This is a genomic window from Pseudoalteromonas arctica (assembly GCF_012927645.1).
In the GTDB taxonomy this organism is placed as follows: Bacteria; Pseudomonadota; Gammaproteobacteria; order Enterobacterales; family Alteromonadaceae; genus Pseudoalteromonas; species Pseudoalteromonas arctica_A.
Map to the genome: position 1 here is coordinate 80,348 of NZ_JABBMT010000001.1, position 18,505 is coordinate 98,852.

Annotated in this window: 17 protein-coding genes; 3 read left to right on the forward strand and 14 right to left on the reverse strand. The window is 41.5% G+C overall.

The annotated features are described in order from the left end of the window. Positions 1-23 precede the first annotated feature (23 nt). From sucD to sdhC, 8 genes are all read right to left on the reverse strand, one after another. Positions 24-896 carry a succinate--CoA ligase subunit alpha gene (gene sucD, locus HHO47_RS00410; RefSeq protein WP_169017821.1) on the reverse strand — a complete coding sequence of 291 codons (873 nt, stop codon included), beginning with the start codon at positions 894-896 and terminating at the stop codon, positions 24-26. Then, positions 896-2,062, reverse strand: coding sequence for an ADP-forming succinate--CoA ligase subunit beta (gene sucC, locus HHO47_RS00415; RefSeq protein ID WP_169017823.1), 1,167 nt, complete (start codon positions 2,060-2,062; stop codon positions 896-898). Before sucC ends, sucD begins: the two co-directional genes overlap by 1 nt. 175 nt (positions 2,063-2,237) lie before the next feature. After that, positions 2,238-3,758: a 2-oxoglutarate dehydrogenase complex dihydrolipoyllysine-residue succinyltransferase gene (gene odhB, locus HHO47_RS00420; protein ID WP_169017824.1), complete on the reverse strand. Its 1,521-nt coding sequence runs from the start codon at positions 3,756-3,758 to the stop codon at positions 2,238-2,240. 3 nt (positions 3,759-3,761) lie between these two features. Then, positions 3,762-6,581, reverse strand: a complete 2,820-nt coding sequence (locus tag HHO47_RS00425; RefSeq protein WP_169017826.1) for a 2-oxoglutarate dehydrogenase E1 component — start codon at positions 6,579-6,581, stop codon at positions 3,762-3,764. An 87-nt stretch (positions 6,582-6,668) separates the two neighbouring features. Beyond that, positions 6,669-7,385, reverse strand: coding sequence for a succinate dehydrogenase iron-sulfur subunit (locus tag HHO47_RS00430; protein ID WP_064666153.1), 717 nt, complete (start codon positions 7,383-7,385; stop codon positions 6,669-6,671). Between the two features lie 10 nt (positions 7,386-7,395). Further along, positions 7,396-9,168, reverse strand: a complete 1,773-nt coding sequence (sdhA, locus tag HHO47_RS00435; RefSeq protein ID WP_169017828.1) for a succinate dehydrogenase flavoprotein subunit — start codon at positions 9,166-9,168, stop codon at positions 7,396-7,398. Then, on the reverse strand, positions 9,169-9,516 hold the full coding sequence (gene sdhD / locus HHO47_RS00440; protein ID WP_169017830.1) for a succinate dehydrogenase, hydrophobic membrane anchor protein: 348 nt from the start codon (positions 9,514-9,516) through the stop codon (positions 9,169-9,171). Further along, positions 9,507-9,884: a succinate dehydrogenase, cytochrome b556 subunit gene (gene sdhC / locus HHO47_RS00445; RefSeq protein ID WP_169017832.1), complete on the reverse strand. Its 378-nt coding sequence runs from the start codon at positions 9,882-9,884 to the stop codon at positions 9,507-9,509. The genes sdhD and sdhC overlap by 10 nt, the downstream gene beginning before the upstream one ends. Before the next feature lie 424 nt (positions 9,885-10,308). Between sdhC and HHO47_RS00450 the strand changes: the two genes are divergently transcribed. From HHO47_RS00450 to HHO47_RS00460, 3 genes are all read left to right on the forward strand, one after another. Further along, a complete protein-coding gene (locus HHO47_RS00450) occupies positions 10,309-11,595 on the forward strand; it encodes a citrate synthase (protein ID WP_169017834.1) in 1,287 nt (428 codons plus the stop codon). Positions 11,596-11,725: 130 nt separating this feature from the next. Further along, positions 11,726-12,940, forward strand: a complete 1,215-nt coding sequence (locus HHO47_RS00455) for an aminotransferase class V-fold PLP-dependent enzyme (protein ID WP_169017836.1) — start codon at positions 11,726-11,728, stop codon at positions 12,938-12,940. 13 nt (positions 12,941-12,953) lie between these two features. Further along, complete coding sequence (locus HHO47_RS00460; RefSeq protein ID WP_169017838.1) at positions 12,954-13,367, forward strand: SufE family protein; 414 nt, start codon at positions 12,954-12,956, stop codon at positions 13,365-13,367. Here HHO47_RS00460 and tcdA read toward each other — a convergent pair. Genes tcdA through msbA form a run of 6 tightly spaced genes read right to left on the reverse strand, consistent with a single transcriptional unit; the run spans position 13,364 to position 18,500 of the window. Continuing rightward, positions 13,364-14,164, reverse strand: coding sequence for a tRNA cyclic N6-threonylcarbamoyladenosine(37) synthase TcdA (tcdA, locus tag HHO47_RS00465; protein ID WP_169017840.1), 801 nt, complete (start codon positions 14,162-14,164; stop codon positions 13,364-13,366). The genes HHO47_RS00460 and tcdA overlap by 4 nt on opposite strands. After that, positions 14,165-14,824, reverse strand: a complete 660-nt coding sequence (locus tag HHO47_RS00470; RefSeq protein WP_432651923.1) for a TIGR01621 family pseudouridine synthase — start codon at positions 14,822-14,824, stop codon at positions 14,165-14,167. A 17-nt stretch (positions 14,825-14,841) separates the two neighbouring features. Next, entirely contained in the window at positions 14,842-15,603 is a 762-nt protein-coding gene (gene kdsB, locus HHO47_RS00475; RefSeq protein ID WP_169017844.1) for a 3-deoxy-manno-octulosonate cytidylyltransferase, read from the reverse strand. Next, complete coding sequence (locus HHO47_RS00480) at positions 15,591-15,788, reverse strand: Trm112 family protein (RefSeq protein WP_169017846.1); 198 nt, start codon at positions 15,786-15,788, stop codon at positions 15,591-15,593. The genes kdsB and HHO47_RS00480 overlap by 13 nt, the downstream gene beginning before the upstream one ends. After that, entirely contained in the window at positions 15,778-16,758 is a 981-nt protein-coding gene (gene lpxK / locus HHO47_RS00485) for a tetraacyldisaccharide 4'-kinase (RefSeq protein WP_169017848.1), read from the reverse strand. The genes HHO47_RS00480 and lpxK overlap by 11 nt, the downstream gene beginning before the upstream one ends. Next, complete coding sequence (gene msbA / locus HHO47_RS00490; RefSeq protein WP_169017850.1) at positions 16,755-18,500, reverse strand: lipid A export permease/ATP-binding protein MsbA; 1,746 nt, start codon at positions 18,498-18,500, stop codon at positions 16,755-16,757. The genes lpxK and msbA overlap by 4 nt, the downstream gene beginning before the upstream one ends. Between the last annotated feature and the right edge of the window lie 5 nt (positions 18,501-18,505).

Genomic DNA, 18,505 nt, shown 5'->3' on the forward strand with positions numbered 1-18,505 from the left:
TTTAAAGAATAAACGCTGATTGATTACCAGCCTGTTTTTTCTTTAAGTGCTTTACCGATATCAGCAAGTGAACGTACAGTTTTTACGCCCGCAGCTTCTAGTGCAGCAAATTTTTCATCAGCAGTACCTTTACCGCCTGCGATGATTGCGCCAGCGTGACCCATACGCTTACCTTCTGGTGCAGTTACACCAGCAATGTAAGAAACAACAGGCTTAGTTACGTTAGCTTTGATGTACTCTGCAGCTTCTTCTTCTGCAGTACCACCGATTTCACCAATCATTACGATTGCTTCAGTTTGTGGATCTTTTTCGAACATTTCTAAAACGTCGATAAAGTTAGTACCAGGGATTGGGTCGCCACCAATACCAACACACGTAGACTGACCAAAACCAGCGTCTGTAGTTTGCTTAACCGCTTCGTACGTTAAAGTACCAGAGCGAGAAACAATACCTACTTTACCAGGTTTGTGGATATGACCAGGCATGATACCAATCTTAGTTTCGCCAGGAGTGATAATACCTGGACAGTTAGGACCGATCATGCGCGTACCAGTTGCGTCAAGCTTAACCTTAACGTCAACCATATCAAGCGTTGGGATACCTTCAGTGATACAAACGATTAGCTCGATACCTGCATCGATAGCTTCTAAGATAGCATCTTTACAAAAAGGTGCAGGTACATAGATTACTGAAGCTGTAGCGCCAGTTTCTTGTACTGCATCACGTACAGTGTTAAATACTGGAAGACCAAGGTGCGTTTGACCGCCTTTACCTGGGCTTACACCACCCACCATTTGTGTACCGTACTCAAGCGCTTGCTCAGAGTGGAAAGTACCTTGGCCACCGGTGAAACCTTGACAGATAACTTTTGTATCTTTATTGATTAATACAGACATTATTTGCCCTCCGCAGCAGCAACAACTTTTTCAGCCGCGTCTGTTAGTGATTCAGCAGCAATGATATCTAAACCTGAGTTTTTAAGAACGTCACGACCTAGCTCAGCGTTAGTCCCTTCTAAACGTACAACTACTGGCACGTTTACACCAACTTCTTTAACTGCACCGATGATGCCTTCAGCGATCATGTCACAACGAACGATACCGCCAAAGATGTTAACTAAAACAGCTTTAACATTGTCGTCAGAAAGAATGATTTTGAATGCTTCAGAAACACGTTCTTTAGTCGCGCCGCCACCAACATCTAGGAAGTTAGCTGGCTTGCCACCATGTAGGTTTACGATGTCCATAGTACCCATCGCAAGGCCTGCACCGTTAACCATACAACCTACGTTACCGTCTAGCGCTACGTAGTTAAGCTCAAAGCTTGCTGCATGTGCTTCACGTGCATCTTCTTGAGATGGATCGTGGAACTCACGGATTTTTGGTTGACGGTAAAGTGCATTACCATCGATACCGATTTTGCCGTCAAGACAGTGAAGGTTACCTTCATCTGTGATTACTAACGGGTTGATTTCTAAAAGTGCGAAATCGAAATCGTTGAACATGTTGCCAAGACCCATAAAGATCTTAACGAACTGCTTCATTTGTGTTGGGTTAAGACCCAATTTGAAACCTAGTTCACGTGCTTGGTAAGCTTGAGGACCTACTAATGGGTCGATCTCCGCTTTGTGGATAAGCTCTGGTGTTTCTTCAGCAACAGTTTCAATTTCAACACCGCCTTCGGTAGACGCCATAAAAACAACTTTGCGAGATGCACGGTCAACAACTGCACCTAAGTACAATTCGTTGGCGATATCAGTACAGCTTTCTACTAAAATTTTAGCAACTGGCTGACCATTCTCGTCTGTTTGGTAAGTAACTAGGTTTTTACCTAACCAGTTAGCTGCAAACGCTTTAACTTCGTCGATAGTTTTAACTAGCTTTACACCGCCAGCTTTACCACGTCCACCTGCGTGAACCTGAGTTTTAACAACCCACATATCACCGCCGATTTTCTCAGCAGCTGCTGCAGCTTCTTCAGGTGTATCGCACGCGAACCCCTGAGAAACTGGTAAACCATATTCGGCAAAAAGTTGTTTTGCCTGATACTCATGCAAATTCATGATGCTTTATCCAATTTTTTATACTAAAAGAGCTGACTATTTTTATAAACAGACAGCTATCCCAAATTGCGCACCTAGTATAGATCCCAAGGCTTAACATGAAAACCCCAGTACGACCAAAGGCGCAAAAAAAAGCTGTGAATATGACTCACAGCTTATATTTTATACAACTGAATTAAACATCCAGTAATAAACGAGTTGGATCTTCAAGTAACTCTTTAATTGTTACTAAGAAGCCAACAGATTCTTTACCATCTATTTGACGATGATCATAAGATAATGCCAAATACATCATAGGCAGTATTTCAACTTTACCATTAACAGCCATTGGACGATCTTGGATTTTATGCATACCCAAAATAGACGACTGCGGTAAGTTAATAATTGGAGTAGATAGTAACGAACCGAATACACCACCGTTAGTGATAGTGAAGTTACCACCGGTCATATCGTCAAGCGAAAGCTTACCGTCACGACCTTTAAGGGCTAGTTCACGAATACCTTTTTCAATTTCAGCAACAGACAGCTTATCGCAATCTTTAAGTACTGGTGTCACTAAGCCACGCGGCGTAGAAACAGCAATGCTAATATCAAAATAGTTGTGGTATACGATATCATCGCCATCAATTGATGCATTTACATCAGGGAAACGTTTTAATGCTTCAGTGACCGCTTTTACGTAGAAAGACATGAAACCTAAACGGATACCGTGGCGCTTTTCGAATACTTCTTGATACTGCTTACGAAGATCCATAATTGGCTTCATGTTAACTTCATTAAATGTCGTTAACATTGCAGTAGAGTTTTTCGCTTCAAGAAGGCGATTAGCAATGGTTTTACGTAAACGAGTCATAGGCACACGTTTTTGTGTACGGTCACCCATTGGGGCCGCTGGCGCTGCTTCAGTTTTCGCTGCAGGCGCTGGTGACTTCAAGAATTGATCAACATCTTCTTTTGTCACACGACCATTTTTACCAGAGCCTTTAATTTTAGACGCATCTAGGCCTTTCTCAGCAATTAAACGACGTACAGATGGTGTTAACACATCTGAACTATCACTTGAACTCTCATCTTTAGCCGCTGCTGATGTATCCGCTTTAGTGTCAGATTTAGCGGGTGCTGCACCGGCTTTAACTTTACCGATAACTTGGTCACCCAGAACTGTATCGCCTTCTGCGTGAATGATTTCACCCATTACGCCATCTTCTTGGGCAACAACTTCAAGAACAACTTTATCAGTTTCGATATCAACTAGGTTTTGATCGCGAGTTACTGCGTCACCTGGTTGCACATGCCAAGTAGCTACTGTCGCGTCTGCGACTGATTCTGGAAGTACAGGTACTTTAATGTCCACTTCTTTACCTTCTGATGCTGGTGCTGATGGCGCCTCTGGCGCGTTTTCTTGTTTGTCTGAAGCTGGTGCTTCGCTCTTAGCGTCTTCACTTGGCGCTGCTGCATCAGCGTCACCAATAATACCGATCACTTGGTCGCCAAGTACGGTTGCACCTTCTTCTTGTGAAATTTCAGTGATCACACCGTCATGTGGTGCAACAACTTCTAAAACAACTTTGTCTGTTTCGATGTCTACTAAGTTCTGATCACGGCTTACTTTGTCGCCAACACTTACATGCCATGTAGCAACGGAAGCATCAGCAACCGACTCAGGAAGAACAGGAACTTTAATTTCTGTGCTCATTGCTTATCCTTTCTTTTCAATAGTAAGCGCGTCTGCGACTAGCGCTTGTTGTTCTTTAGTATGCACTGACATGTAACCACATGCTGGAGAAGCTGATGCTTTACGACCTGCATATTTAAGCTTAGCACCTTGTGGAATTGCTTCTACAAAGTGGTGTTGTGAACAATACCAAGCACCTTGGTTTTGTGGCTCTTCTTGACACCAAACAAAATCTTTCACATGCTGATAACGCGCCATAATAGCGTCCATTTCATCATGAGGGAATGGATATAATTGCTCAACACGCACAATAGCAATATTGTCTTGTTCAAGCTTACGGCGCTCTTGTAATAGCTCGTAATAAACCTTACCACTACAAAATACAACGCGTTCCACCTTAGCTGCATCAATATCATCGATTTCATCGATCATATTGTGGAACACACCTTCTGCAAGCTCTTCAAGTGTCGATGTAGCTAATGGGTGGCGTAATAATGATTTCGGCGTCATTACAATCAATGGACGACGCAGAGGTCTGACTGATTGACGACGTAACATTGCATATACTTGTGCCGGCGTTGATGGCACACATACTTGCATGTTGTGATCAGCACAAAGCTGTAAGAAACGCTCTAGACGTGCTGAACTGTGCTCTGGACCTTGGCCTTCATAACCATGTGGAAGCAAGATTGTAAGACCACACAAGCGGCCCCACTTTTGCTCACCTGAACTTAAAAATTGGTCAAATACAACTTGTGCACCGTTAGCAAAATCACCAAACTGTGCTTCCCACAATACCAATGATGTAGGCTCTGCTGTTGCATAACCATATTCAAACGCAACAACGGCTTCTTCAGATAATACAGAATCGAATACTTGGAAAGTGCCTTGATCTTCACTTAAATGTTCTAACGGTGTATAGGTTGCACCATCAGTTTGGCTGTGAACAACGGCATGACGGTGGAAAAATGTACCACGGCCAGAATCTTGTCCAGTTAAGCGAATATCAGTGCCTTCAGTGGCGATTGTTGCATAAGCAAGTGTTTCTGCCATACCCCAATCAAGTCGTTTCTCACCTGCCGCCATTAATTTACGATCATCGTAAATCTTTTTAACGCGAGACTGGGCTTTATATTGCTCAGGATAGCTTGCGATTTTATTCCCCAGCTCTTTTAATTTTTCAACTGGAACGCTGGCATCGTAATCTACACTCCATTCATGGCCTACATACTTAGCCCAATCCGATGAGTGTGATGTTTCTGGTTGAATTTCTTCAACAACACAATGACCATCATCTAGCCCATTGCGGTAATCATCAGCAAGCGCTTTAATTTCATCTTCAGTAAACGACCCTTCTGCCATTAATTGATCTGCGTAAATCAAGCGTGGCACTGGGTGTTTCTTGATTTTTTGGTACATGATTGGTTGAGTCGCATTCGGCTCATCCGCTTCGTTATGGCCATGACGTCGATAACAAACTAAGTCAATAACCACATCACGTTTAAATTTATTTCTGAAATCAAGCGCAATTTGCGTTACAAATGCAACCGCTTCAGGATCATCAGAATTTACGTGGAAAATTGGCGATTGCACCATTTTTGCGATGTCTGTACAGTAATCTGTTGAACGCACATCGTCTTGTTTGCTAGTTGTAAAACCAACTTGGTTATTTACAACAATTCGAATACTACCACCACAACTAAACGCATTAGTTTGCGATAAGTTGAAGGTTTCTTGAACAACCCCTTGACCTGCAACAGCTGAGTCACCATGGATAGTGATTGGCAGTGCTTTAATACCTGAGCTGTCACCCAAACGGTCTAAACGTGCACGCACTGACCCCATAACTACAGGATTTACAATCTCAAGATGCGATGGGTTAAAGGCAAGCGCCATATGAACTTTGCCACCGGAAGTTGCAAAATCAGACGAGTAACCCATGTGGTATTTAACGTCACCAGAGCTTAGTGTCTCTTTGTGCTTACCGGCAAATTCATCAAATAATTCTGATGGATTTTTACCAAGTACGTTTACAAGCACATTTAAGCGACCACGGTGAGCCATACCAATAACGGCTTCTTGTTGGCCACTTTCACCAGCACGGTGAATAAGCTCTTTAAGCATTGGAACTAGCGCATCGCCACCTTCAAGTGAGAAACGTTTAGCACCGGGGAACTTAGCCCCTAAATATTTTTCAAGACCATCCGCTGCGGTAAGACCTTTAAGGATACGTAGCTTTTCTTCTTTACTGAATGTTGGACGTGATTGCACTGATTCTAAACGTTGCTGTAACCAACGCTTTTCTTCAGTTGATGTGATGTGCATATACTCAGCGCCAACAGAACCACAGTATGTGGTCATTAGAGCTTGATATAACTCACCTAAAGGCATGGTATCGCGGCCTACGGCAAATGATCCCACGTTAAATTCACGGTCAAAATCAGCTTTAGATAATTCATGATATTCAAGTTCTAAATCTCGAACACGTTCACGTTGCCAAATGCCTAATGGATCTAGGTTAGCATTTTGGTGACCACGGAAACGGAAAGCATTAATAAGCTGCAGAACTTTGACTTGTTTAGGGTCACTGCTTCCACCTTCTGCTACCACTACTTCTCTATGCTTGTTTTTCGCAAGCGCCACAAACTGTGCACGAACTTCTGAATGCTTTACTTCAACATCCACACCATCAACTTTTGGTAATTGTTCGAACACTTCTCGCCATTCTTCTGGCACAGAAGTCGCATTGTCTAAATACGCTTCATAAAGCTCTTCTATATAAGCAACGTTGCCGCCGTTTAAATGTGAAGATTCTAGCCATGCCTTCATCACACCTTCGTGCATTTATAAGCCCTTTTCTTTAGCGCAGAAATTAATTGTAATAACAAGATGGCCAATTCTCATTAGCCATCTTACATTTTATCAAAATTATTAAACCGAACGGTTTATTAACATTGATTTGATTTGCCCGATTGCCTTAGTTGGATTAAGACCTTTAGGACAAACGCTAACACAGTTCATGATACTGTGACAACGGAACACGCTGAATGCATCGTCTAAGTCAGCTAAACGTTCTTCTGTTGCTGTATCTCGGCTATCAGCCAAGAAACGGTAAGCATGAAGAAGACCCGCTGGACCTATGAACTTGTCTGGATTCCACCAGAACGAAGGACACGATGTAGAACAACATGCGCATAAAATACACTCATACAAACCATCTAATTTGTCACGTTCTTCAATTGATTGAAGACGTTCACCAGCAGCAGGTGTATCGTTAATTAGATAAGGCTTTACTTTTTCGTATTGAGTGTAAAACTGACTCATGTCAATAACAAGGTCACGTACCACTGGTAAACCTGGTAATGGACGTATTACGATTTTACCTTTGCCACCTTTTTGTAGTGTTGATAAAGGAGTAATACATGCTAGACCATTTTTACCATTCATGTTAACACCGTCAGAACCACATACACCTTCACGGCATGAACGACGAAATGATAATGTTGGATCTTGCTCTTTTAATAATAAAAGTGCATCCAATACCATCATGTCGTGGCCTTCTTCCGTTTGCAATGTATATTCTTGCATACGTGGGGCGTTATCAACATCTGGATTGTAACGATAAACAGAAAATTGTACTTGTGCCATCGTCTCGCTCCTAGTAGGTACGTGCTTTAGGTGGAAATGCTTCACGCAGTTTCGGCGCATAGTTTACATCACGCTTGCTCATTTCATCCGTCAGCGGATTGAATACTGAGTGACATAACCAGTTTTCGTCATCACGATCTGGGAAGTCAAAGCGAGAGTGTGCACCACGGCTTTCTGTACGGAAGTTCGCAGCTACTGCTGTTGAGTATGCTGTTTCCATCATGTTGTCTAACTCTAGACATTCGATACGTGCAGTGTTGAAGTCTGATGATTTATCATCAAGACGTGCATGCTGCAGACGTTCACGAATTTCTTTAAGCTCTTTTAGACCTGCTGCCATTGAATCACCTTCACGGAATACCGAGAAGTTAAGTTGCATGCATTGTTGTAGGTCTTTCTTAATTTGTACTGGATCTTCACCTTGACCAACCGTGGAGTTTTCCCAACGATTGAAACGAGCAAGTGCAGCTTCTAAATCTGAATCTGAGGCATCTTTAGATACTTCAACGTCATTCAAGTAAGTGCCAAGGAAATTACCTGCCGCACGACCAAATACCACTAAATCAAGTAATGAGTTACCACCTAAGCGGTTTGCACCGTGTACAGATACACAGGCAATCTCACCAACAGCAAATAAACCTTCAACTACTTTTTCGTTGCCGTTAGCATCGATTTGTAACGCTTGACCATTTACGTTAGTTGGTACACCACCCATCATATAGTGACAAGTAGGGATTACCGGAATTGGCTCTTTTGCAGGGTCAACGTGAGCAAATGTTTTAGCAAGATCACATACACCTGGAAGACGTAAATTAAGCGTTTCTTCACCTAAGTGATCAAGCTTAAGCTTAATATGTGGCCCCCAAGGACCATCACAACCACGCCCTTCACGAATTTCTGTCATCATTGAACGGGCAACAACATCGCGTGACGCTAAGTCTTTCGCATTCGGTGCATAGCGTTCCATGAAGCGTTCGCCATCTTTATTTAAAAGATAACCACCTTCACCACGACAACCTTCCGTTACTAGCGTACCCGCACCAGCAATACCGGTTGGGTGGAATTGCCACATTTCCATATCTTGCATAGAAATACCAGCACGAGTGGCCATACCAACACCATCACCAGTATTAATGTGGGCATTAGTTGTTGATGCGAAAATACGACCCGCACCACCAGTGGCTAGTACAACTGCTTTTGATTTAAAATAAACAACTTCACCACTTTCGATATCAATAGCTGTACAACCAACTACATTACCATCATCGTTTTTAACTAAATCTAATGCATACCACTCAGAGAACACATTCGTTTTGTTCTTAACGTTTTGCTGGTAAAGCAGGTGTAATAACGCATGACCTGTACGGTCAGCCGCAGCAGCGGTGCGAGCAGCTTGTTCGCCACCAAAGTTTTTCGATTGACCACCGAAAGGACGTTGGTAAACACGACCATTTTCAAAACGAGAAAACGGTAAACCCATATTTTCTAATTCAGTAATGGCTTCAGGGCCTGTTTTACACATATATTCGATAGCGTCTTGGTCACCGATGAAATCGGAACCTTTAACGGTATCGTACATGTGCCATTCCCAGTTATCTTCATGTGAGTTACCCAGTGCAACCGTAATACCACCCTGTGCAGACACAGTGTGCGAACGGGTTGGGAAAACTTTAGAGATAAGTGCACAGGTTTTACCTGATTCAGTGATTGCAAGTGCCGCGCGCATACCCGCACCACCTGCGCCAATCACAACGGCATCAAATTCACGAACAGAATATTTCACTTAAACACCCCATAAAACGATTAGACCAATTGCTACGTATGCAGCAGCCATTAGGTTTAATACAAAACCTAAAACAGCACGCAATTTTGCGCATTTAACGTAGTCAGTCAGTACTTGCCAAAGGCCAATACGGGTATGAACCATAATGCAAACTAGGGTAATTAGTGTAAACCCTTTCATTGCTAGATTTGAAAACAGGCCTTGCCATGCTTCGAAAGTGACTTCAGGCGTACATAAGAAGTAGCCAATAATAAAAATCGCATATGCGGTAATTACTAGTGCCGTGGTACGTAACGACACATAATCTTGTATGCCATCGCGTTTTAGAGTTGCTTGATTTAACACCATATCCACACCCCTGCTAATACAGCAGCCACAACGCCAAGTGCCATTGCAATTTTAGCGCTGAGGTTACCTGATCCAAGTTCTTCCCAATGTCCCATGTCCATAATGATGTGACGAACACCGCCGATAAGGTGGTATGCCAATACAGAAATGGTGCCCCAAGCAATAAATTTAGCAATGAATCCGCTAAACAGATCCTTGACAAATTCAAAACCTTCAGCAGAAGAAAGAGACTCTGACCAAGCCCAAATGACAAACGTTAAAGCAAAAAATAATGCAACACCGGTGACGCGGTGAAAAATTGATGCTTTAGCCGCTGCCGGCATAGATATAGTTGTTAGATCTAGATTTACAGGTCTTTGCTTTTTCACAGTTACTTGCCCATCTTGCCCACTAGGAGCTCATCTACTTGTTTTTCTTAACCCATCAGAAAACGATTTTTCTGATGGAACTATCTAAGTAAAGCTTTTTGTTACGACTAACATTCACATTTTTGCAAAGAATTAGCTGTAAAAAATAACGTTACCTACAGACAATACGGTATAAAACCTTCAATAGTATATATAGCCAGAGGTCTTTTTACAATTCTTGTTTAGTTATAGCTATTTGCGAATTTAGCCAATGGTATAATATTTAATCCCGTGAGAATATTTATTATACATTTGTGCATAATGTTTATAAAAATTGACTTTAACCCCCTCTTTCACGTTAAAATGAAAAGAATGTGCTTAAAACAGATTTCAGAACCTTTAAAATCTAAAAATCAGAATAGATATCTTAATAGGAGATACATAGATGGCGGATAAAAAAGCCACAGTCCATATTGATGGTCTAGATCCAATCGAACTTCCAATTTACCAAGGTACTGCTGGTCAGGATGTAATCGATGTACGTACGTTAGGTGCTCACGGTCATTTCACATATGACCCAGGTTTCATGTCGACTGGTTCTTGCGAATCTTCAATTACATATATCGACGGTGGCAAAGGGATATTACTTCACCGTGGTTACCCAATTGAACAATTAGCCGAAGACTCAGATTACATTGAGCTATGTTACTTACTATTAAATGCTGAATTACCAACTAAAGAGCAATATGCTGATTTTGCATCACAAATTACACATAGCACCATGCTTGATGAGAAAATTGCAAATTTCTTCCAAGGTTTCCGTTTTGATGCCCATCCAATGGCCATGCTTTGTGGTGTAGTTGGTGCTTTATCTTCTTTCTACCATGAAGATCTTGATATTACTGATGCAAGCCAACGTAAAACAAGCGCAATTAAGTTAGTTGCAAAACTACCGACTATTGCTGCTATGGCTTACAAAACAAACATTGGTCAACCGTTTGTATATCCACGCAATGATTTAAGCTATGCAGAAAACTTCTTACATATGATGTTCTCTGTACCAGCTGAAGAATATAAAGTTAATCCAGTGACAGCTAAAGCAATGGATAAAATCTTTATGCTGCACGCTGATCACGAGCAAAATGCATCAACGTCTACAGTTCGTTTAGCTGGTTCTTCAGGTGCAAATCCGTATGCATGTATCGCTGCAGGTATTGCATCTCTTTGGGGCCCTGCACACGGCGGCGCTAACGAAGCATGTTTAAATATGTTAGAAGAAATTGGCTCTGTTGATCGCATTGACGAATACGTTGCTAAAGCAAAAGATAAAGCGGACCCGTTCCGTTTAATGGGCTTTGGTCACCGTGTTTATAAAAACTTTGACCCGCGTGCTACGGTAATGCGTCAAACGTGTCATGAAGTGTTAGAAGAGCTTAACATTCAAGATCCATTGCTTGATATTGCAATGAAACTTGAGCAAATTGCATTAGAAGATCCATACTTTGTTGAGAAGAAACTTTACCCTAACGTAGACTTCTACTCAGGCATTATCTTAAAAGCAATTGGTATCCCAACAAGTATGTTCACTGTGATTTTCGCAATGGCGCGTACTGTTGGTTGGATCACTCACTGGGACGAGATGTTATCTCAACCTGGTCATAAGATCAGTCGTCCACGTCAGCTATATACTGGTCACACACACCGTGATTACGTAGCAACAGATAAGCGTTAATTTAAGTTAATGCTAAAAAGGGCCGCATTTGCGGCCTTTTTTGTATCTAGTCCTTGAGAAATATCACAAAGTCATTACAATTCTCGTTCAGTTTTTAATTCGGCTTTGCTGTGCTTGATGTTTAAAAGTTATGTTTAATATAGAAAAAATTCGCGCAGACTTTCCTGCCCTGCAACAGCTCATCAACGGGCAACCGCTAGTCTATCTTGATTCGGCTGCGACCACCCAAAAACCAAGGTCAGTTATCAGTGCGACTGAGCAATTTTACGCGCGCAATAATGCCAATGTTCATCGTGGCCGCCATACTTTAAGCGAACAAGCAACCCAGGCCTATGAACAAGCAAGGCTGACCGTTGCCAATTATTTTAATATTACAGCAAGCGAGTTAGTCTGGACCAAAGGAGCTACTGAGGCAATTAACTTAGTGGCTAATGGCTTAACTGAGCAGCTTAATGATAATTCAACCATCATCATTTCAGCCTTAGAGCATCACGCTAATATCGTGCCATGGCAACAGCTAGCAAAGCGAACGGGAGCAAAGCTGTTGGCACTTCCGTTACAACAGAATGGCTGCTTTGATGTGCAAACATGTGTTAAATTTATTGAACAGCATAAGCCATCAGTACTGGCTATTACTCACGCATCTAATGCGCTTGGTAATATCACAGATCTTGACCCAATATTACATGCCGCAAAACGTCATGACGCAATCACCTTAGTGGATGGCGCGCAAGCTGCGCTACATTTACAACCAAATTTACCTCAACTTGGTTGTGATTTTTATGTTTTTTCGGCTCATAAAATGCTCGGCCCGACGGGTTTAGGCGGATTATATGGCCGCTATGATCGGTTAAATAGTCTAGCGGTGTATCAAACTGGTGGCGAAATGATAGAAACTGTTACATTAGCAAAAACAGTATTTCGCCAGACTCCTGCAAAGTTTGAAGCAGGTACACCAAACATTGCTGCAGTAATCGCTTTTGCAGCTGCAATTGATTATCTAACCAGTTTAAGCAAGGCGAGTGTATATACTCATGAACAAATAATTTTTAATTATGCAGCAGAAAAATTGCAAGGCATTGCAGGAGTTACTATTTATAGCAGCCTTGAGAACAATATTGGCACCCTTTGCTTCAATTACAGGGACGAACACCCGTTCGATATAGCCACACTTTTAGATGGTTATGGTATAGCAGTTCGCAGCGGTCATCATTGTGCGCAGCCATTAATGCAGCATTTAGGTATTAATGGCTGTGTTCGTGCCAGCTTTGCACTTTATAATAACCATAGCGATGTTGATTTATTTATCGCCGCTTTGCAAAATTGCTTAGAGCTATTAGACTAGTTATGGATAAGACATGATTAAAACGTTTAAAGAAATTGCTTTATCGCTTGAGAACTCGCCATCATGGCAACAAAAATACCGTGAAATAATGCTACTAGGTAAACAATTACCAACTATGCCAGCTGTTTTAAAAACCAGTGAGGCGCTTGTACGCGGCTGTGAGAGTAAAGTTTGGCTGTATTTGGATTTTGATCTTGAAGAGAATTGCTTGGTTATTATTGGTGACTCAGATACCCGTATCGTAAAAGGATTATTAGCGATCATATTATCGCTTTATAATGGTTTAACCCCTGAACAAGCTATTCATACTGACGCATTTACACAGTTTAATCATTTAGGGCTTATCCAGCACCTGAGTCCTTCCAGAGGCAACGGTATTAAAGCCATGGTTGAGCGTATTCAAACCATGGCAGAACAGAAAAACTAACTTTTCATGGTCCGTGCGCAGCGATCTAAATATTTGCGTATTGATTTTGCTGCGACGAAAAAACCAAAACTACCGGTGATCATCGTCACCGAACCAAAGCCATTATTACAATCCATATTCATACTGCCATCTGCATTTTGTTTCGCATGGCACACACTGCCATCACTACCGGGATAAACAAGCTGCTCTGTTGAATACACACAGTCAATATTAAATTTACGTTTTGGATTAGAGCTGAAATTATACTGCTTACGCAAAATATAGCGCACCTTTGCTAGCAATGGATCTTGAGTCGTTTTTGCCACATCTCCAAATGTAATTTGACTTGGATCAGTTTGCCCACCTGCACCGCCCGTGGTAATTATAGGCATTTTATTACGCTTACAGTGCGCGATTAACGCCGCTTTTTCTTTTACCGCATCAATGCAGTCAATAACATAATCAAAACCTTGAATATGCTGTTGAATATTATCTAGTGTTATAAAATCGTCAATAACATTAACTATACACTCAGGGTTGATAAGCTCGCAGCGTGCCTTCATGGCATCCACTTTTGCTTCCCCAATCGTGCCTGTTAACGCATGAATTTGACGATTAACATTGGTTGCGCATATATCATCTAAATCTATTAGAGTAATTTTGCCCACGCCGGTGCGCGCTAATGCTTCTGCAGTCCAGCTGCCTACGCCACCTATACCAACAACACAGAAATGTGCCTGTTGTAACCATTCAAATTGCTGTTGACCATATAGTCGTTTAATACCACCAAAGCGGATATCAGTTACTTGTTCACTCATTTACCAATCCAATTTCCAAGGCGTTTGCCAAGAATCAAAATCTTGATGTTTTATTAATTGCGCATATTCCACTCCACACTCTGGCAACAGAGTGTGTTGTATTTGTTCCCCAGCCCACTCAAAGTCCAGCGCAAATGCATGCAAATAGGTGCGATCAGCGGCACTCCCAGAATAACTAGCATCGCCTAATATAGCGGCACCTATACTCTTTAATGCCACCCTAAGCTGGTGAGTTTTTCCTGAATATGGTTTCAATAAGTAAGCTCTAAATCCGCTTTTAAAGCTAAACGAATAAAAACGCGTAATAGCGGGGTTACTCTGTGAGTTTAACAATTTATATGTGCCTCGGCGAGATTTTGCCATGTCACCTTTAATCCAACCTTGCTTTTTTTTAGGCTTGGTATCACTGACCGCTAAATAAAACTTGTTAATAGCATGCTGGGTAAATAACTGCGTAAACTCAGCTGCAGCAGCCTTGTTCCGTGCGAGTATAATCAAGCCCGAAGTGACCTTATCTAAACGGTGTACCGCAAATAGTTTTTCATTTAACTGCTGTTCAGCACGTACCACAAAACCGGGGCCCTCTTCAGAATGAAAATTAAGCCCATGAGGTTTATTTATGATGTAAAAATCATCGTGCGTGTATTGCACCTTTAACACGGATCTATCTGCTGTACTCACGCGCTTTTACTTTGAATATGTGCAACAACTTTAGCTAAGTCCTCAGGTGTATCAACCCCTGCATGCGGCGTAACCACTGCTTGCTCTATTTTAATCGCATAGCCATGGTAAAGCACTCTAAGCTGCTCTAAGGATTCTAGTAATTCTAATGGTGACACAGATAATTGAATATATTGCTTGATAAACCCAGCCCGATACGCATAAATACCCACATGGCGTTGAAACGGCGCTAAATTCAGTGGTTGCTGCTCACCCATCATAGCACTTCTATCAAATGGAATGTTGGCTCTTGAGAAATACAAAGCATTTTTATTGATATCGCTGACCACTTTAACCGCATTCGGATTAAACACCTCGTCACGCTCTTCAATAGCAACACTCAATGTTGCCATTGGCGCGGTTGATCGTGCTAATAATGTAGCCACTTGTGACACGTTATCGGGTGATAATAACGGCTCATCACCTTGTACATTAACTACTATGGTATCATCTGATAAATCAAGCAAATCAACCACTTCAGCTAAACGTTCAGTGCCAGATTGATGGTCTTCACGAGTCATCAGTACATCGCTGGTAAAGTGCTTAGCCGCATCAAATACTTTTTGATGATCGGTGGCAATAACCACTTTATTCGCCCCCGCTAAACACGCTTTTTCATACACATGTTGGATCATCGGTTTGCCACAAATATCAGCAAGCGGTTTACCTGGCAAGCGTGTAGAAGCAAAACGTGCAGGAATAACGACTACGAATTCCACTTTTCAATCTCATCTAAGCTCAATTCACGCGCTTCATTCTCAAGTAATACTGGGATATCATCAACAATAGGGTAAGCAAGTTTTGCTGCTGTGCTGATCAATTCACTGTTTTCTTTGTCTAACCGTAATTTGCCTTTACACACTGGGCAAGCAATTATTTCAAGTAATTTTGTATCAAAGGCCATCTAGGATCCCTGTTTCTCTCAGTAATAAGTTAAGTTTAGTAACCACCGCAGAGGATGGCTCTGCGTCAACGGGTAAAAAATACCACGTCGGTTTTGCAAATGAGTAACATTTTACCGCATCTTTCTCAGTCATAAACACTATTTCATCATTAAATTTTATGAAATCTTGAGCTGTATAACCATAATGATCTCGAAAATGATGGCAACTTAGCAGTGTAATGCCTTGTTGACGTAAGCTATTTTCAAAACGTTGTGGATTACCAATGGCGCTCACGGCGTGACCGCTCAAAAGCGGGACTTCTGTGACTATATTAGTGGCAACATTTACTAAATCAGCACTTTTTAGCTGATAATTAAACGCGGCACTCCCCCCATTTTCAATAACTAAATCAACTGATTTTAAGCGCTTTTTTGTTTCTCTCAATGGTCCCGCAGGCATTAACAAGCCATTGCCAAAACGTCGTTGGCTATCAACAATACAACATTCTATTGTTCTAGCCATTTTATAATGTTGCATACCGTCATCGGAGATAATCACATCAAGCTGATGCTGCGCAATTAATTGTTTTATATTAGCTTGTCTATCTGGGCCTACGACTACTGGGCAATTAAGTCTGCGTTGAATAAGTACAGGTTCATCCCCTGCCAGTGTCGTATCAGTATGCTCAGTCACAGTGAGTGGATAACTGGCACTGTTACCGCCATAGCCTCGGCTAATAATACCAACCCTTAAATCATGCTGCTGTAGATAATTTGCAAGCCAGATCACAAAAGGGGTTTTACCATTACCGCCAACACTAATATTACCTACCACAATAACTGGCACAGGGCTTTGGTATGCCTTCAATAAACCAAGCGTATACGCTAATTTACGCAGATAGCTTATCAGCCCGAATAATACACTCAGAGGTAAAAGTAATACTGTAAGAAAGCTTATACCTCGATACCAACTTTGTTCTATTCTACTCACCCGTGTTCACCAAATTGCATCTTACACAGCGCTGCATAGGTGCCATCATTAGCCAGTAAGCTGCTATGATCGCCACTTTCTATCACTTGACCATTATCAATAACATAGATTCGGTCGCTTTGTTCAATTGTTGATAATCGGTGGGCAATCACAATAGAGGTTTTATTTTTCATTAATGCTTCTAAAGCTTGCTGGATCAATTTTTCAGACTCTGTATCCAATGCTGAGGTTGCTTCATCCAAAATTAAGATTGGTGCATCTTTTAATATCGCCCGCGCAATTGCTATTCGTTGGCGCTGCCCGCCTGATAACATTACACCATTCTCACCGACCATCGTGTTTAGACCATCGGGTAAATCTTTAACAAATTCCCACACATGTGCTTGTTTTGCCACATTCAACACCTCGTTATCACTAAGTGAACGTGTAATGCCATAACTGATGTTATTGGCAATAGTGTCATTAAATAACACCACTTGCTGGGATACTAAAGCAAATTGGCGGCGTAAATCGGCTAACTTATAATCCGCCAATAACACACCATCGAGTAAAATTTCACTGGGCGGCTGTAAATCATAATAACGCGGTAATAAGTTTGAAATGGTTGATTTACCAGAACCTGAACGCCCTACTAACGCAATACTCTCGCCTGCTTTTATAGTAAGCGATAAGTTTTTTAATACAGCTTCTGCTTTCGTTGGGTAATTAAAGGTGACATTTTTAACTTCAATCATACCTTTTACTTTGTCTACACTAATTGTACCGACGTCTTTTTCGGCCTCTTGATCAAGTACTAAAAAAATACTTTGCGCTGCAGATATGCCACGTTGTAAATCGCTATTTACATTAGCTAATTGCTTTAAAGGGCGTAATAACATCATCATCGATGAAATAAGCACCACAAAATCCCCAGAACTGACGGTATCAATCATTGATGGCATAGAAACCACCCAAAGAATAACCGCCATTGCACTGGCAGCCAAAACTTGAATTACAGATACACTAAGCGCTTTAGTGGCATCCATTTTGATACGCTGCTGACGATTATGGTTATTAATTTTTGCAAACTGGGTTATTTCTTGCGCTTGACCGCCAAAGCCATGAATAACTTTGTGACCACTGAGCATTTGCTCTGAGCTGCGAGTCACTTGCCCCATTGCCGATTGAATATTTTTAGAGATATGGCGAAAACGTTTTGATACAACAGAGACAATAACGGCCACCAAGGGAATTATAACCAAAAAGATTAACGACAACTGCCAACTGGTATAAAACATCACAGCTAGCAAAAACACCACAAACGCGCCTTCTCTGACCACAATAAGCATTGCTTTGGTGATCGCTTGCTGTACTTGCTCTGTATCGAAGGTTATTTTTGAAATCAAATCACCCGTTGAATTTTGATCATGAAATGCAACAGGTAAATGTAAAATATGCTCAAATAATTGCTGACGTAACGAACGGACAACTTGTGAACCCACATAACTTAAACAATAAGACGAAATATAATTAAAAATACCCCGGCCAAATACTAACGCGATGACAACAAATGGCGCATATTTTAATACTTCAGCGTTGCGTTGATTTAGACCCTGATCTATAAATGGCTGCATTAGTTGGATAAATAAAGCATCCATAGCTGAGTAGCCAATCATGCCAATCACAGCAAAAATGGCAACACTTTTATAATCACCCACATACGTCAATAAACGCTTATAAATTTGTGATTTAGTTTGATCCATAATAC

Bases quoted from the DNA above. Each gene is read 5' to 3' on its own strand.
- sucD (WP_169017821.1), bottom strand. From the start codon at position 896: ATGTCTGTATTAATCAATAAAGATACAAAAGTTATCTGTCAAGGTTTC.
- sucC (WP_169017823.1), bottom strand. From the start codon at position 2,062: ATGAATTTGCATGAGTATCAGGCAAAACAACTTTTTGCCGAATATGGT.
- odhB (WP_169017824.1), bottom strand. From the start codon at position 3,758: ATGAGCACAGAAATTAAAGTTCCTGTTCTTCCTGAGTCGGTTGCTGAT.
- HHO47_RS00425 (WP_169017826.1), bottom strand. From the start codon at position 6,581: ATGCACGAAGGTGTGATGAAGGCATGGCTAGAATCTTCACATTTAAAC.
- HHO47_RS00430 (WP_064666153.1), bottom strand. From the start codon at position 7,385: ATGGCACAAGTACAATTTTCTGTTTATCGTTACAATCCAGATGTTGAT.
- sdhD (WP_169017830.1), bottom strand. From the start codon at position 9,516: ATGGTGTTAAATCAAGCAACTCTAAAACGCGATGGCATACAAGATTAT.
- HHO47_RS00450 (WP_169017834.1), top strand. From the start codon at position 10,309: ATGGCGGATAAAAAAGCCACAGTCCATATTGATGGTCTAGATCCAATC.
- HHO47_RS00455 (WP_169017836.1), top strand. From the start codon at position 11,726: ATGTTTAATATAGAAAAAATTCGCGCAGACTTTCCTGCCCTGCAACAG.
- HHO47_RS00460 (WP_169017838.1), top strand. From the start codon at position 12,954: ATGATTAAAACGTTTAAAGAAATTGCTTTATCGCTTGAGAACTCGCCA.
- tcdA (WP_169017840.1), bottom strand. From the start codon at position 14,164: ATGAGTGAACAAGTAACTGATATCCGCTTTGGTGGTATTAAACGACTA.
- HHO47_RS00480 (WP_169017846.1), bottom strand. From the start codon at position 15,788: ATGGCCTTTGATACAAAATTACTTGAAATAATTGCTTGCCCAGTGTGT.
- msbA (WP_169017850.1), bottom strand. From the start codon at position 18,500: ATGGATCAAACTAAATCACAAATTTATAAGCGTTTATTGACGTATGTG.